The sequence below is a fragment of the Microvirga subterranea genome, from assembly GCF_003350535.1.
In the GTDB taxonomy this organism is placed as follows: Bacteria; Pseudomonadota; Alphaproteobacteria; order Rhizobiales; family Beijerinckiaceae; genus Microvirga; species Microvirga subterranea.
The window spans coordinates 278,021-293,255 of sequence record NZ_QQBB01000007.1; the positions used below are offsets into that span (position 1 = coordinate 278,021).

A 15,235-nucleotide genomic window follows, 5' to 3' on the forward strand; every position below is an offset into this window, starting at 1 on the left:
CGGGAGCACCGCCGCTTCGATCAGTTCCCGATCGCCACGCCCTCCCGCCTGCTGTCCGCACCGCCGACGAGCCCGGCCGGGGTGACCACGATCGCGTGGATGCCCGAGTTCTGGTCGATCAGCTTGACCTCATGTCCCTTGGCCTCGAGGGCCGTCTTCCAGCCTTCGGCCTCGGTGCCGGCTTCAAGCTCCGTCGGCCCGTTGCGGCTGCCGAAATTGGGGAGGTCCACCGCGACCTGCGGATCGAGTTTCCAGTCGAGGAGGCCTACGAGAGTCTTGGCCACATAGTTGATGATGAGGCTTCCGCCGGGCGACCCGACGACCGCATAGAGCTTGTTGTCGCCGTCGAGGACGATCGTCGGCGCCATGGAGCTGCGCGGGCGCTTTCCGCCCTCGACCCGGTTCGCCACCGGCTTGCCATCATCCTCAGGCGCAAAGGAGAAGTCCGTCAGCTCGTTGTTGAGCAGGAAGCCGCTCTTGGTCATGAGCCGCGAGCCGAACCCGTCCTCGATGGTGGTGGTCATCGAGACCGCATTGCCATTCCGGTCGACGATGGACATGTGGCTGGTGCCGAACTCGATCCCGTCCGAGGGGCCCCAGAGAAAGGTCTTCTGGAACGGCGGATCGCCGGGCTTGGCCTTGCCCATGGACTTGTTCGGGTCGACGAGGGCCGCACGGCTCTTGAGGTATCCGGGATCGGTCAGGCCCTTCACCGGCACGTTCACGAAAGCCGGATCCGCAATGTAGAGGGCGCGGTCCGCGAAGGCGAGGCGTCCGGCCTCCGCCATCCAGTGGGCAGCCTCGGGCCCGGGCTTCATGGCGGCCATGTCCTGGGTCTCGAGGGTGCTCATGATCTGCTGCACCGCAACCTGCCCGGAGCTCGGCGGGCCCATGCCGCAGATCCTGTAGGTCCGGTAGGGCCCGCAGACGGCAGCCCGCTCCTCGACCGTATAGCCCTTGAGGTCGTCGAGGGTCATGTCGCCCGGGTTGGAGGGGTGCCCGGTCACGGTCGCGACGATGTCCTGCGCGATCTCGCCGGAATAGAAGGCTTCGGCGCCCTTTTCGGCGATGCTGCGCAAGGTTTGAGCGAAGGCGGGGTTCTTCAGGATCGTGCCGACCTTCTTCGGGGTTCCGTCCGACTCGTAGAAATAGGCGCGGGCGACGGGGTCGTTCTGAAGGTACTTTTCCTGGGTCAGGAGGCCGTTGAGACGAGGCGAAATGGCAAAGCCGTTCTCGGCCAGGCGGACCGCCGGCTCGATCACGTCCTTCCACGGCAGCTTGCCCCAGTTCTTGTGGGCTCTTTCCAGCAGGCGAACCGTTCCGGGAACTCCGACCGAGCGCCCGCCGACCACCGCGTCGTAGAACTTCATCGGCTTGCCGTCCGGACCCAGAAAGCGCTCGGGCTTCGCGGCCGCCGGGGCCTTCTCTCGCCCGTCGAGCGTCGTCATGGTGGATCCGTCCCAGAACACCAGGAAGGCGCCGCCGCCGATGCCCGAGCTCTGGGGCTCGACGAGGTTCAGCACCAGCTGGACCGCTACGGCCGCGTCGACGGCGCTCCCGCCGGCGGCCAGGATCTCGCGCCCGGCCTGGGCGGCCAGGGGGTTGGCGGCCGCCACCATGTCCTTCGTGGTGGTGACGACCGACTTCGCGGTGCGGCCGGTCGGCGCCTCGGGAGCCGGCGCGACCGGCTGGGCGAGGGCAGGCGACAGCAGCGAGGCTGTGGCCAGAAGGCCGAACCAAACGAGGCTTGGCCGCTGAACGTCCCGATCTCTCATGTGCCGTCTCCCTCCGATTCCCGCAGCCTGCCGAGGCTGCTCGAAAGGGAGCCTAACAAAGGAGAGCGCGAGGACGCCATCGTCATTCGGCGATCAGGTTGTGCGGAAAAGAACATACTCCTGCCGTTGTGTTCGCCTATTGGTCGATTCGCGGCGAGGAATAACAGAGGAGGACATCGTGCATTCATATAATGTTTTTCGAAGTACCCTCCCGGATGGCCTGTGCTGCGCCGTTCCCGAAGAACGCTCGGTGCCGGCCTTTGTGACCGGTCCCCATTGGTGCTTCGACGGCCGGGTCGAGGGATCCGATGTGCCGCTCGGCTTCGACCGGGACGCGGCCGCGACGGGCGTGCGCTTCAATGGCTTCTATCTCTTCGCCAGCTTCCGGCGAGAGACGGTGGAGCACTAGTTCTTGCTTGATATGATTGCGGCGTGCCGGGCCGAGTGGCTGCCCGGCATGCCAGCCCCGACCTGAACGCAGCTCTTTTGCATGGGCGAGGTCTTGATCTCCGGCGGCGCTTGCAATCTATCATGGTGACCATCGTGCGCGCCGCTTCCTCCCATTCCGTTTCCATGCCGTGAATTCTTCTTTAGCCCTCATCTGGACGATTACGGCTGCGACGACGCTTCTCCAGGCGGCAAACGGTCTGCTCCAGGCCCTGATGCCTTTGCGCATGCAGTCGGAGGGTCTGTCGGTCTCGGCCATCGGCACCGTGGCGGCGGCTTATGGCCTCGGTTTCTCCTCCGGCTGCTTCCTGGCTCCATCCTTCATCCGGCATGTAGGCTACATCCGCGCCTTCGCGAGTCTGGCGGCCATCGCGGCCGTGGTCGTGCTGACCATGACACAGGCCCATTCGACCCTGGCATGGGCGCTCCTTCGCGGGCTAACAGGCGTCACCTTCGCGTGCATCTTCACCGTGACCGACGGGTGGATCAGCGCCCGCGCCGTGTCGAGCCATCGCGGGCGCATCCTGTCGATCTACATGATCTGCACCAAGATCGCCCTGATGCTCTCGCCGCTCGCCATCGGGCTCGGGAGCATCGTGACGGACGGGCTGTTCATGGCGATCAGCGCCGTGATGTCCCTGTCCCTGCTCCCCATCGCGGCGACGACGACGGAAGAGCCGCCGGCGCCGCGCAGCGTCCGCATCCGCGTCCGGAGCCTCTTCGTCGCGGCCCCGTCGGCGGTCGTGGGAGCTTTCGCAGTCGGCCTCGTCAACGGACCCGTCATTGCCATCACGCCGGTCTTCGGCACCAGCATCGGGCTGAGCCAGGAAAAATCGGCCGCCCTGCTGTTCGCCCTCCAGGCCGGCAGCCTCGTCATGCAATGGCCGCTCGGCTGGCTCTCGGACCGCTCGGACCGGCGTTATCTGATCGCCGGGCTTGCCGGCGGCACGAGCCTCGTGTCGTTCCTCATTCTCCTGGCGAGCGCCGGAGGAGGGCAGATGGCGATCCTGCTAGGCTTCGCGGCCTGGGGCGGGCTGGCGCTGTGCATCTACTCCGTCTGCGTCGCCCATGCCTGCGATATCGTCGATCCGGGCCAGATCGTCTCCACGGTCGGGTCGCTGCTGTTCTCCTGGGCGGTCGGCGTGACGATCGGGCCGCTCTTCGGCGCGCTGGCCATGGACCTGATGGGCCCCAGGGGCCTCTTCATCTACTCGGCCGTGATCTCGTTCCTGCTCATGACGTTCATCGTCGTCAGGATCAGGATCCTGCCCCGGCCTCCGGGCAAGGGCGGGTTCGTGGACGTGTCGCCCACGATATCTCCCACGGCCGTGATGGAGCCGCGTCTCGATCCGAACATAGATGCGGAACCTGCCGCCCCCGCCGACGAGCCGCAACCGGAGCCGGCCGCGTCAGGCGAGGCGGAGAAACCGCCTCACAAGTCGACGCCGGCGACCGCGACGGCCGAGACGTTCTCGTAGCGGTTCAGACGCTTGTCGATCATATCGTCGATCTTCTCGTAGACTTCCGCCACCGTCAGCTGGCGCGTCTTGCGTCCCGCCTTGGCGAAGAACAGGGCCCGGTTCGCCTTGGCGGCTCCGGGGAACACCCGCGGCGCGCTTTGCTTCGGCTTGGAATCGACCAGCGCCATGAAGCGTCCGGCACCATCGACGCCGAAGAAATGGGACAGGTAGAACTCCGACCGGCTGATCGTGCGCCCGAGCTTCTCCTCGATGCGGGCGCGATCCCGCTTCTTCATCTCGGCCGCCATCAGCGCCGAAATATACGGGTTGTGGCGCAGTCCGAGGATGTGCTCCCGCATGGAGTCGTCCGCGACGGCAAGCTCCCCGTTCACGCTCCTGATCGCCTGGGCCTCGGCCGACAGGCCATGCTTGGCCCCGAAGGCGCGTACGACCTCAAGCCAGGTGCCGGTGACGAACTGATACAAGCCCTGTGCCGACGAGGTCGATGCCTTGTTGTCGGGAATGAAGCTCGATTCCTTGTCGGCCAGCGCCATCATGTAGACGGGGTCGACTCCGGTCTCGGAGGAGGCGCGCAGCACGGCGTCGACGATCCAGCGCGGAACGCGCATCACGTCGAAGCTGAGATAGTCCTCCTGGATCTCGATGCCGCCGTCTTCATCCTCGCTGCCTTCCGAGGCCGGCGGGGAGGTGAGCGGCATCGAGGTGATGATGTCCCCGCGCAAGTCCTTCGTGTCGGCCGGCTCGAAGGGAACGAATGCCTCGAGCGGGTCGTTGGCAGAAGAGATCAGAGTGCCGTTCCGGGCGATTTCCGGCGATGCGGCAGTGTAGGCCTCCTGAGCCGGAGCGGTGGTTGCAGCGCTCGCTGGTCCCGTTGCGGCACTGGCCGTCGCAACGGTCAGGCATGCGCCGAGACCGATGGTCGTCGTCAAGCGGAGCAGGGCCTTTATGCCCCGCGAGGCCCCGCGCGACGGGTTGGCGCTGCGCGGCTGAAGCCAGAGAATGTTTTCGTCGTTCTGGAGACAAGATGCAGGCTGGCGAGCGTCTCGCGACGCTGTCAGGTCAGCAGTCATACAGGAACCCCCGAAGAGAAGCCGCATCGCCGCATGCAAGCGGGTGAGCGGTCGTTTTTCGTTTAAGTCACGAGGGGGTGGTGACTGCCGGGTATGTCCAGAATGGGTCAGCTTGACCTTGTTCAGGGTAAATCTGCCTCAAAATGCGGCACCCTGCCGCTACTTTTGAAACAGTATCACTCGGAACCTTTTAGGCAACGCTTCAAGTGCTAGGCTTCATAGCCTAGGCTGTTCGGCCTATCCGAACCGATCTTCAGCATCGATGAAGACAGCTGTCTTGGGCGAGCGGCCTTGTTTCCGCCGAAGGTCCCGACGGCTCGACCTGCGAATACCGTCCATGCAGGCAATGGCCGCGATGCAGGAGCGCGCCGCGCTCCTGCTATGGTGGACGTGAGCTTGGCTACCAAGTGGCGCGAAGGCCCGCGTAGAAGGAGCGGCCTGCGGTTCCGTAATCGTAGACGTCCTGATAGCGCGCGTCCGTCAGGTTCTCCGCCCGAGCATAGACGCTGAACGTGTCGTTGATTCGATAATCGGCGTAGACGTCGAAGCGCGCGTAAGGCTGCAGCTTGAACTGCTCGCCCGTCGAGGAGTAGCGCGTGCCGACGAAGATCACGCTGGGCTCGATCGAAAGGCCCGCAAGCGGCGTGATGATGAGCCCGAGGCGCCCCTCGTCCTGCGGGCGGCGAGCGAGGCGCAGATCCGTCTCCCGGTCGAAGGCTTCGAGATGCGTATAGGTCGCCTTGACGCGCAGCCATGACGGAATGGCGTCAACCTCGGCCATCAGCTCGACGCCGGATGTGGTGGCGCGGGCCACGTTGACGAAGCAGCCGAAAACCTGGTCCGGCCGGCATTCGCTCGAGCTTGCGAAATCGATCATGTTGCGAAAGCGGTTCGCGAAGAATGTCGCCGACAGGAGCAGCCGGTCGTCGAGCAGGCGCTGGTCGACCCCGACGTCGAAGCCGACCGAATGCTCCGATTCCAGGTCGGGATTGCCGTAGCTGGGGTCGAACTGCTGGTACAGGCTCGGAGCCTTGGCGCCGGTCCCGACGCTGCCGCGGATCTTCGTGCCGGTCCCGGGAATCTCGTAGGCGGCGGTTGCACGCCAGGTGCCGAAGCGATCACCGTCCTCGATGTCGTCGAGGCGGCCGCCGAATGACAGGTGGAGGTTCTCGAACAGGGTGAACTGATGCAGCGCGTAGAGCGAGCGCGTGGTCTGCGATGCGTCGTTCGTCTCCTGCTCGGGGGTCGCGAAGGGCAGAACCTCGCGCCCGAACGATATCAGGCGCTCCCGCTCCGCCTTGGCCCCGAAGGAGAGAAGGCCGAATTCGCCGAGATTGAGATCGCCCTGATACTCGGCCGCGACCCGATCCCCGGTGAAGCTGGAGTTCGACCAGGAGAGGGAAGGCAGAGCGAAGGAGCTCACGTCCCGGTAGTGCCGGTTCGTGCGGCTTGCGGAGACCAGAACGGTGTTCCGCAGCATCCGGTCCAGGGTGTAGGCCGTCAGGCGGGTATGGCCCTCGAACAGGCGCTGCTGCGAGCGGGAGGGCGAGTCGGGCAGGCTGCCGAAAGCCGCGTCGTATTCGGCGCCGTTGAAGCTGCCGTAGCCGCCGACCTCGAGTTCCGCATCCGGCGACAGGGCAACGGTCACCCGGCCCGAGGCGCCAAGGCGCTGGGCGCCGTCATCTTCCAGAGGCCAGAACCGGGTGTTCTGGATGCGGCCGATCCGGTAGCCGTAGCGGGAGAAGCCCGCCGTGTCGAAGCCCGTCATGGAGAAGGCGTAAGTGACGGGCCCGTTGCTGCCCGACACCGCAGCGCGGGCTGCCTTCGTGCCGTAGCTTCCACCTTCGATGCTCGCGCTGGCGCGGGGGGCGCCCTTGCCTTTGCGAGTGATGATGTTGATCACGCCGCCCATGGCGTCGGACCCGTAGAGGGCCGACTGAGGGCCGCGCAGAACCTCGATCCGCTCGATATCCGTCGCGACCAGGTTGGCGAAGTCGAATTCGGCGGATCCGGAGGAGGGGTCGTTCACCCGAACGCCGTCGATGAGCACGAGGGTTTGCCTCGCCTCGGCACCGCGGATGCGCACCGCCGTGGCGCCTCCCGGTCCTCCCGTCTCCGTCACCGTCACGCCCGGGACGCGCCGGAAGACATCCGCGACGCTTTTCGGCGATTCCTTGGCGATTTCCTCGGCCGTGATGACCGAAATGGCGCTGCCCGCCTGCGAGATCGCCAGCGGGGTCCGGGTCGCCGTGATGACGATGTCGGGCAGGGGAGCCGGGTCGGCAGCGGACTGGGCATAGGCGCCGCCACTGACGAGGGCGCACAACGAGACGGAAGCCGCCCAGAGGCGACGCGCGGAAACAGACATGGAGACCTCCTGCCCGCCCACGCGAGCAAAGATGGGTTGCACTCGAACGCTGGCCGGTCTCCTGGCTCGCGGGTCGTTGCGCTCGGTCCGCCTTCCCGAACCCGCCGAGCTTGTCTCGGATGAGGGTTCAGTGGCATGAGGGACCGCCGCTCGCCGCTTACAGTTGCGGGGGCAGCCACGGGTTAGGACAAGTCCGCACCGTGTTCCCGTTTCACCTCGATCGCTCGAGGCACCAACGTCGGCGCCTCTCTTACGGCTTCGCCCTTCATGCCGCAACTCCGCCACAAACGATTCTTCGGCCTGGCACTGCTCGCCGGCTTCGTGTGGCTTTTCGGCATCGCACATGCGGCAGCCCAAGTCGCGCCGAAGCGGGTGGTCTCCATCAATCTCTGCGCCGACCAGCTCCTTCTGGCCCTGGCGGACCGGGAGCAGATCGCATCCTTGAGCTTTCTCGTCAGGGACCGCTCCCTGTCGTTTCTTGCCGACCGGGCGGCCGATGTCCCGGTGAACGACGGCCGCGGCGAGGCGATCCTGTTCAGCGGCGCCGATCTCGTCCTGGCGGATTACTTCGGAGACCGGAACCGGACGGCCCTCCTGCAACGCCAGGGCATGGAGGTGCTGTCCATGCCCCCATGGCGAAGCCTTGCTCAGGGACGGGAGCAGATCCGGACACTCGCCCGTCGTCTCGGTCATCCGGAGCGTGGCGAGGCCCTCGTCGCGGACATCGACGCGGCGCTCGCGCGAACCAAGAGCATCGTCCGCGGACATCCCAGCATCCTGACCTTCGAGCGGCGAGGGTGGGTGCCGGGGACCCATTCGCTCTTCGGCGAGATCCTGCGACACATGGGCTTCACGCTGCACCAGGAGGCGCTCGGCCTCGGAGAGGGCGGCGTCGCTCGCCTCGAGAGCATCGTGGCACATCCTCCGGACTACATGCTGATGGACGACGACGCCGGACAGGCGGTCGACAACGGCTCGGCGCTGCTGGTGCATCCCGCCCTTGCGGCAAGCGTGCCGCAGGATCGTCGGCTGATCCTGCCGAACAGGCTTTCCATCTGCGGGGGGCCATCCACGCCCGAGGCGATCGACGCCCTGGCCAGGGAAGCGATGACGAAAGTCCGTTGAGGGTCGTCGGGCTTGCCTTACCCTAGCGTCAATCCAAGGGGCGGGGCCGGTTTCAGAAGGATCGGGCAGCCGGCGGCGACGAAGACCACCGCTTCGCAGACCTCCGCGACCGATTGGTTCAGTCGCCCCTGGGCATCCCTGAACGCCCGTCCCAGGGGCGTCGCCGGCACGATGCCGTGGCCGACCTCGTTGGAGACGATCACCAGCGGGCCGGCGGCCTCCCGGATCGCCAGGACGAGTTCCGTGGTGGCATCCGCCGGGTCCCGCCCGTCGAGCAGGATGTTGGACAGCCAGAGCGTCAGGCAGTCGACCAGAACGATCCTGCCGGGCCCCGTTTCGCGCCGGACGGCCTCGGGGAGGGCGATGGGGGCCTCGCAGGTCTGCCAGTGGCCGGACCGCTCGGCCTTGTGGTGGCCGATGCGCTCGCGCATCTCGTCGTCGAGGGCCTGTGCCGTTGCGACATAAATCCACTGTCCGAACGACCCTTCGGCAAGGGCCTGGGCCGTGCGGCTCTTCCCGGATCTGGCGCCCCCGAGAACAAGGATGCGGCGAGAAGTGATCATCGTCACGTCCCTCGTCAGGTGCTCCAGGGCCGGAGCCTGGAAACGTTGCTTGGTTCAGGCTGTCAGGCGGTTCAGCGGCATCGTCATGTGCACGCGAAGGCCTTCGGAGCGCCACTCTCGGCTCAGGGTGCCGCCGAGCTGGCCCGAGATGCTGCGCTGGGCGAGTTGGCTGCCGAAGCCTTCGAAGCTGGGCTCCGACGCGACCGGCGGCCCGCCTGTTTCGGTCCAGGACAGATCGACATCGTCGTCCGCGATGCGCCATTCGATGAGCAACTGCCCTCCCGCGCCGGACAGGCACCCGTATTTGGCTGCGTTCGTGGCGAGTTCGTGCAGGACGAGGGCCAGGCTCGTGGTGGTGTTCGAACCCACCCGCACGTCGGGTCCCTCGACGGAGACCCGGGTGCTGTCCGTTTGCCGATAGGGCTCGAGAACGGCTTCGATGAGCTTCTTCAGCTCCACCTCGGTCCCGCCGTGATGCCCGCCCATCGGGACGGGCTGCACGAGCTCGTGGGCTCTGGCGAGGGCGCTCAGGCGACCGCGCAGGGCATTCGCCATCTCCTTCGGGTCCTTGGCGGTCCGCGCCGTCATGGACACCATCCCGTTGGCGATGGCGAAGAGGTTCTTCACCCGATGGGTCAGCTCCCTGGTCAGAAGCTGCCGGGCGTCTTCGGCGGCTCTCTGCTCGGTGATGTCGCCGATGACGCCGGATATTTTCTCGGGACGCCTCGAGGCCTCCTCGCCTGCGAGGTGAACCCGGCCGTTGGAGCGCAGCCATCGTGTGCTCCCGTCCGACAGGACGACCCGGTATTCGACCTCGTAGCGCCCATCCGAGTTCGGGGACGCCACCGCATTCAGACGGTCTTGCAGCATCTGCCTGTCATCGGGATGGACGCGCTCGAGAGCTTCGTCCAGCGACATGCTGTGCAGGCCGTCCGGTGTCATTCCGACAAGGGCGCGCGCACCGTCGTCCCAGCTGATCGTGCTGCTGCCGAGATCGATCGTCCACGTTCCGAGACGGGCTGCCTCCAGCGCGAGGCGGTACTGCTCCTCCAGGCAGCGAAGGGCCTTCTCGGCCTTTTTCTGGGCGTCGATGTTGGTGCTGGTTCCGAACCAGCGCGTGATCTGTCCCGACACGTCCCGGATCGGAATGCCCCGGCTGAGCATCCAGACATAGTCTCCGTCCCCACGCCGGAGCCTGTGCTCCCCCTCGTAGGGCTCGCCCGTTTCGAGGGCGACGCGCCAGAGTTCGAGGACCTCCGCCCGCTCTTCCGGATGCAGGGTGTCTGTCCATCCATCTCCGAGGCACTCATCCAAGGTCAGACCGGTGAACTCGTGCCAGCGGCCGTTGAAATAGTCATGGTACCCGTCCGGGCGGGCCGACCAGACGAGCTGCGGCAGGCTTTCGGCCAAAACGGCGAACTGGCTCTCGGATGCAGTGAAGTCCACTCGTGTCCCCTCGGCACCGGGTGCCCTGTGATCCGTCCTTCGTGAGAGCCATAGTTTTAGTCCTTTTGGGGACTTGGCAAGGCATATCGGCCCAATCGGCGGCTTCTTTGAGGCTTTCAGGGCTCGGGAGTAGCGCTGGAACCCGAAAGCCATTATGCATCCGCCTGCGTCTGGCGGTTCGCGCCGCGAGCGCATAGATGCAGGGACAGCCCACCGCTCGACGGCGGTATTTTCCCAATCCGAGGCCGGTTTTTCCGCTTTTTTCATGAACGACATGAGCCCCCAACAGGTAACGCCGCCGGCCATTTCATCGGTGGATGCCCTGCATCCCAGGGAGCGGCGCTCCCGCCGCTTCGCCTGGGTGGGGATGGCGGCCAGCATCCTGCTGTTCGGGGCCTCGCTGGTCGTCCTGTGGCACATCGTGTCGGAGATCGACGTCAACGAGCTGAAGGCCGCCTTCACGGCCGCCAGCTTCCGCCAGATCGGCCTTGCGATCCTGTTCACCACGCTCAGCTATGGATTGCTGACCTGCTACGACGCCATCGCGTTGCGGCAGCTCAAGGTGCACATTCCCTATCGTACGACGGCGCTCGCCTCGTTCACGAGCTACGCGGTCAGCTTCACGTTGGGGTTCCCGCTGCTCACGGCGGGGACGGTCCGCTACTGGATCTACGCATCGAAGGGGGTCAGCGGCGCACGCGTCGCGAGCTTGACCGTCATCGCGGGCGTCACGTTCTGGCTCGGCATGGCGCTGGTCCTGGCCTGGACGATGATCAGCCGCGCCGACGAGGTGGCCGGTCTCGTCTACTACACCAGCATGTGGCTGAACCAGTTCGTCGGCCTTTGCGCTGCGGTCTTCGTCGTCGTCTATCTGATCTGGGTCTCCCTCAAACGCCGCATCGTGAAGATCCAGGGATGGAAGCTGGAGCTGCCGGGCTTCCGCCTGTCGGTCGCCCAGCTCCTGATCGGTGCGGTGGACGTCTGCGCCGGTGCGGGCGTTCTCTTCGTGCTGCTGCCCGGCGGCCACAACATCAGCTTCGAAACCTTCGTGGCGATCTACATCTTCGCCGTGATGCTGGGTGTTGCGAGCCACGCACCCGGCGGGCTCGGGGTCTTTGAGGCGACGATCCTCCTGGCGCTGTCGAGCTATCCGCGCGAGCCCGTGCTCGGCGCCCTGCTGCTCTACCGGCTCTGCTACTACCTGATCCCCTTCGTGATCGCCCTGGCCCTTCTTGGCGCCTACGAGATCCGCAACCGCATCAAGTCCTCCCGGGACGCATTCAAGCCGGACGAGGACGAGGCGCTGGCCGAGTGAAGCCGCAAGGCCAAGCTGCGGGTGACTTGCCGGTCTGGCTGATCTAAACAGGCCACTTCATTCCCGCGGGACTTTCGTTCTCCCATGGCCGATGCAGACGATGCGAGCACGACGAACGACGCCAACGGGCCCGATATCGCCCGGCGCGGCGCCTTTCGAGGAGCGTTCGCGGCAGGATTTCTCGTGCTCCTGGCTGCCGCGATCCGGGACATCTGGGATGTCTGGCTCCTCATAGCGGCCGCTCTCGCCCTCCCGCTCAGCTTCGTCCTTGCGGGTCACCGGCAGACCTTGACCCGGCGCCTCCTCGGCACGCGAAGCCGGCTTCCGGCGAAGGACGTCCGGCAGCCAGGCCTCGCCGACGCCGTTCTGGCCCACATTCCGGACCCTGTGATCCTGGTGGATCAGCGGACGCTCGTGGTCGAGGCCAACGCGGCAGCCAGGGTCCTGCTGCCCGGACTGAAGACGGGACATCCCCTGTCGTTCGCCCTGCGCAGCCCCGACGTGCTCGGCGCAATCGACGAGGTCCTCGGGACGGGCGCTCCTCTTCGGATCGAATATTCCGAAAGGATTCCGACGGAGCGCACCTTCGAGGTGCACATTGGCCCCCTGAGCAGCGACGAGCCGGGGATCTCCTTCGGTCCGGGCGTGGTGCTGTTCTTCCGCGACCTGACGTCGGCCCGGCGCCTGGAGGCCATGCGGGCCGACTTCGTAGCCAATGCCAGTCATGAGCTGCGGACACCGCTCGCATCGCTCCTCGGCTTCATCGAAACCCTGCAGGGCCCCGCCCGGGACGATCCGAAAGCCCGGGAACGGTTCCTCGACATCATGCGCGGACAGGCCCAGCGAATGAAGCGCCTGATCGACGATCTTCTGTCCCTGTCACGGATCGAGATGAGGGCCCATGTGGCGCCGACCGGGATCGTGGACCTGAGGACCATCGCATCCCAGATGGTCGAGACCCTCTCGCCCCTGGCACGGGAGCGCGGTGTGGCGATCCATTCCCGTCTTCCCGATCATGCGGTGCCGGTCCTCGGCGACCGCGACGAACTCCTGCGGGTGCTGGAGAACCTCATCGAGAATGCCGCGAAGTATGGCGAGAGCGGCGGCAGGGTGGACGTCGAGCTCGCGCACCTCGCCGGCTCGGACCGGGAGGCCCAGCCCCGCGTGATGCTGTCAGTCCAGGATTACGGGCCGGGCATCGCCCCCGAGCACCTGCCGCGCCTGACGGAACGGTTCTACCGCGTCGACGTTGCGCAGAGCAGGGACAAGGGCGGCACGGGCCTAGGCCTTGCGATCGTGAAGCACATCGTGAACCGGCACCGCGGCCATCTCGACATCTCGAGCGAGCCGGGCCAGGGCGCGCGCTTCTCGGTCATCCTGCCGGAGGCTCAAGGCCATGATTAGGGAAAAGACGGCCGTAACCCGCCGTTCCGGGCACACCGAGCCATAGGGCTGTGTCCGGTCGGGGCTGTCACCTAACTGTCATCCAACTGTCGTAGACGAGACATCGAAAGAACCTAGTCCCCTCGAAGCGCAGCAAGCCTCCGCGATCAGGAGCGACTGCCGCGCTTGTTTGAACAGGAGACGCCTCGTGAAATTCATGCCGTACGCCGCCGTGGTTGGCATTGCCGTCGCTTCATGCTCGCTCGCAGTCTCGGCCGCCGAGATCACCGGAGCCGGGGCGACCTTCCCGTTCCCGATCTATGCCCGCTGGGCCGAAGCCTACAACAAGGAAACCAGCAACCGCCTGAACTACCAGTCGATCGGTTCCAGCGGCGGCATCCGCCAGATTCGCGCCAAGACGGTCGATTTCGGCGCCACGGACGCCCCCCTGAAGGGCGCCGATCTGGAAAAGGATGGCCTGATCCAGTTCCCGGTCGTGATGGGCGGCGTCGTGCCCGTCTACAACGTGCAGGGTGTCCCGGCGGGTCAGATGAAGCTGACCGGCGAGGTGCTCGCCGATATCTTCAACGGCAAGATTTCCAAGTGGAACGACGCCAAGATCGCCCAGCTCAATCAAGGCGTGAAGCTTCCCGACGCCACGATCACGCCGGTCTACCGGTCGGACGGATCCGGCACGACCAGCGTCTTCACCACCTACCTGTCGCAGGTCTCCGAGGCCTGGAAGAGCGGCCCTGGCGCGGGGTCCTCGGTCCAATGGCCGGTCGGCCAGGGTGGCAAGGGCAACGAGGGCGTCGCCGCGCTCGTGCTGCAGGTCCCGAATTCCATCGGCTATGTGGAATACGCCTACGCCAAGCAGAACAACATCCCGTTCGCCCAGCTTCAGAACAAGAGCGGCAAGTTCGTCTCGCCGGACGCCAAGACCTTCCAGGCGGCTGCCGCCGGGGCGGATTGGAAGTCGGCTCCCGGCTTCGGCATCTCGCTGACCAACCAGCCCGGAGACGAGGCTTGGCCGATCACGGCGCCGACCTTCATTTTGGTCCACAAGACCCCGGAGAAGCCGGAGCAGGTGGCCGAAGCGCTCAAGTTCTTCGACTGGGCTTTCAAGAACGGCGACCAGATGGCGGCCGAGCTCGATTATGTGGCCCTGCCGGCTCAGGTGGAGGACATGGTTCGCGCCAGCTGGGAAGCGGACATCAAGGATAAATCCGGTCAGCCGCTTTTCAAAAAGTGATCTTGACTTAGTTTGCCGGGGAGTATCGGCGGATGGTCGCCTTGTCTCAGAAACTTCTTGTCACGAGCATGGATAAGCCTTCTCGCCGATCTCCCTCGTTCAACTCGGACCAGATCTTCAGGCTGGCCAGCCTGAGCTCCGCCCTCCTCGTGCTGATCGTGCTCGCCGGGATCATCGGGTCGATGATCTATGGCGGACTCCCTGCCTTCAGGGAGTTCGGCCTCGGGTTCATCACGTCGAGCGCCTGGGACGTACAGCGGGACGAATACGGCGCCTGGGTGGCGATCGTCGGCACCCTGACCTCGGCCCTGATCGCCCTGGTGATCGGTGTGCCCATCTCCGTGGGCATCGCGATTTTCCTCACGCAGCTCTGCCCCCCTTGGCTGAAGCGCCCGATCGCGACGACGATCGAGCTGCTCGCAGCCGTCCCGAGCATCATCTACGGCATGTGGGGACTCTTCGTTTTTGCGCCGCTCTTCGCGAAATTCGTCCAGATTCCGGTCTCCAGAATCGTCGAGGGGCTGCCGGTCCTTGGAACGATCCTCTACGCCCGCGTTCCCTCCGGCGTTGGCGTCCTCACGGCCGGGATCATCCTCTCCATCATGATCATCCCGTTCATCGCCTCGATTACGCGGGACATCCTCGACCAGATCCCGCCCGTGATGCGTGAGAGCGCCTATGGGATTGGGTGCACCACCTGGGAGGTGGTGCGCCATGTTCTGGTTCCGCAGGTCGGGGTGAGCATTATCGGCGCCATCATGCTGGGCCTAGGGAGAGCCCTCGGCGAAACCATGGCCGTGACCTTCGTGGTCGGCAACGCGAACCGGCTGTCCCTGTCCTTGTTCGATCCGGGTTCGACCATCGCATCGCGCATCGCGAACGAGTTCAACGAAGCGATCGGGCTCCAGCTCAACGCCCTCATGGCCCTCGGCTGCATCCTTTTCCTGGTGACGTTCAGCGTCCTCGTCCTGGCCCGCCTTCTGGTGGCGCGGGCAACGGTGAAGTAGGGG

The 15,235-nt window shown here is 65.7% G+C and carries 12 protein-coding genes and 1 riboswitch; of the genes, 7 read left to right on the plus strand and 5 right to left on the minus strand.

Translation table 11 applies throughout. The features are described 5' to 3' along the window. Positions 1-20: 20 nt before the first annotated feature. Entirely contained in the window at positions 21-1,775 is a 1,755-nt protein-coding gene (gene ggt, locus DES45_RS18790) for a gamma-glutamyltransferase (protein ID WP_114771560.1), read from the minus strand. Positions 1,776-1,953: 178 nt separating this feature from the next. Here ggt and DES45_RS18795 point away from each other — a divergent pair, with 178 nt between their 5' ends. Together DES45_RS18795 and DES45_RS18800 are read left to right on the plus strand one after the other, a co-directional pair. Continuing rightward, positions 1,954-2,184, plus strand: a complete 231-nt coding sequence (locus tag DES45_RS18795) for a hypothetical protein (protein ID WP_114771617.1) — start codon at positions 1,954-1,956, stop codon at positions 2,182-2,184. A gap of 169 nt (positions 2,185-2,353) precedes the next feature. Then, a complete protein-coding gene (locus tag DES45_RS18800; RefSeq protein WP_147282447.1) occupies positions 2,354-3,700 on the plus strand; it encodes an MFS transporter in 1,347 nt (448 codons plus the stop codon). Here the strand turns inward: DES45_RS18800 and DES45_RS18805 are convergent. Together DES45_RS18805 and DES45_RS18810 are read right to left on the minus strand one after the other, a co-directional pair. Then, a complete protein-coding gene (locus tag DES45_RS18805) occupies positions 3,655-4,632 on the minus strand; it encodes a transglycosylase SLT domain-containing protein (protein WP_114771562.1) in 978 nt (325 codons plus the stop codon). The two genes, DES45_RS18800 and DES45_RS18805, sit on opposite strands and share 46 nt — an antisense overlap. A 541-nt stretch (positions 4,633-5,173) precedes the next feature. After that, positions 5,174-7,141 (minus strand): TonB-dependent receptor plug domain-containing protein, encoded by a 1,968-nt coding sequence (locus DES45_RS18810; RefSeq protein ID WP_114771563.1) that lies wholly within the window; start codon positions 7,139-7,141, stop codon positions 5,174-5,176. Between the two features lie 34 nt (positions 7,142-7,175). After that, positions 7,176-7,393, minus strand: a riboswitch (cobalamin riboswitch). Positions 7,394-7,408: 15 nt separating this feature from the next. Between DES45_RS18810 and DES45_RS18815 the strand changes: the two genes are divergently transcribed. Beyond that, positions 7,409-8,266, plus strand: a complete 858-nt coding sequence (locus DES45_RS18815; protein WP_114771618.1) for an ABC transporter substrate-binding protein — start codon at positions 7,409-7,411, stop codon at positions 8,264-8,266. 17 nt (positions 8,267-8,283) lie between these two features. On the opposite strand, the gene cobU is transcribed toward DES45_RS18815, so the two are convergent. Together cobU and DES45_RS24830 are read right to left on the minus strand one after the other, a co-directional pair. Beyond that, complete coding sequence (gene cobU / locus DES45_RS18820) at positions 8,284-8,829, minus strand: bifunctional adenosylcobinamide kinase/adenosylcobinamide-phosphate guanylyltransferase (RefSeq protein WP_114771564.1); 546 nt, start codon at positions 8,827-8,829, stop codon at positions 8,284-8,286. Between the two features lie 54 nt (positions 8,830-8,883). Continuing rightward, the gene (locus DES45_RS24830; RefSeq protein ID WP_170151562.1) at positions 8,884-10,275 is read right to left on the minus strand and encodes a sensor histidine kinase; all 1,392 of its coding nucleotides are present in this window, start codon (positions 10,273-10,275) and stop codon (positions 8,884-8,886) included. Between the two features lie 265 nt (positions 10,276-10,540). Between DES45_RS24830 and DES45_RS18835 the strand changes: the two genes are divergently transcribed. The 4 genes from DES45_RS18835 (at position 10,541) to pstC (ending at position 15,232) form a co-directional block, all read left to right on the plus strand. Next, entirely contained in the window at positions 10,541-11,590 is a 1,050-nt protein-coding gene (locus tag DES45_RS18835) for a lysylphosphatidylglycerol synthase domain-containing protein (RefSeq protein WP_114771565.1), read from the plus strand. A gap of 84 nt (positions 11,591-11,674) precedes the next feature. Further along, a complete protein-coding gene (locus DES45_RS18840; RefSeq protein ID WP_114771566.1) occupies positions 11,675-12,994 on the plus strand; it encodes an ATP-binding protein in 1,320 nt (439 codons plus the stop codon). 187 nt (positions 12,995-13,181) lie between these two features. Beyond that, complete coding sequence (gene pstS / locus DES45_RS18845) at positions 13,182-14,225, plus strand: phosphate ABC transporter substrate-binding protein PstS (RefSeq protein ID WP_425374293.1); 1,044 nt, start codon at positions 13,182-13,184, stop codon at positions 14,223-14,225. Between the two features lie 32 nt (positions 14,226-14,257). Then, positions 14,258-15,232 carry a phosphate ABC transporter permease subunit PstC gene (pstC, locus tag DES45_RS18850; protein WP_114771567.1) on the plus strand — a complete coding sequence of 325 codons (975 nt, stop codon included), beginning with the start codon at positions 14,258-14,260 and terminating at the stop codon, positions 15,230-15,232. The last annotated feature ends 3 nt before the right edge of the window (positions 15,233-15,235 follow it).

What these genes read in the sequence shown, in the direction of transcription:
- ggt (WP_114771560.1), bottom strand. Translation starts at nt 1,775, where the DNA reads ATGAGAGATCGGGACGTTCAGCGGCCAAGCCTCGTTTGGTTCGGCCTT.
- DES45_RS18810 (WP_114771563.1), bottom strand. Translation starts at nt 7,141, where the DNA reads ATGTCTGTTTCCGCGCGTCGCCTCTGGGCGGCTTCCGTCTCGTTGTGC.
- DES45_RS18815 (WP_114771618.1), top strand. Translation starts at nt 7,409, where the DNA reads ATGCCGCAACTCCGCCACAAACGATTCTTCGGCCTGGCACTGCTCGCC.
- cobU (WP_114771564.1), bottom strand. Translation starts at nt 8,829, where the DNA reads ATGATCACTTCTCGCCGCATCCTTGTTCTCGGGGGCGCCAGATCCGGG.
- DES45_RS18835 (WP_114771565.1), top strand. Translation starts at nt 10,541, where the DNA reads ATGAACGACATGAGCCCCCAACAGGTAACGCCGCCGGCCATTTCATCG.
- DES45_RS18840 (WP_114771566.1), top strand. Translation starts at nt 11,675, where the DNA reads ATGGCCGATGCAGACGATGCGAGCACGACGAACGACGCCAACGGGCCC.
- pstC (WP_114771567.1), top strand. Translation starts at nt 14,258, where the DNA reads ATGGTCGCCTTGTCTCAGAAACTTCTTGTCACGAGCATGGATAAGCCT.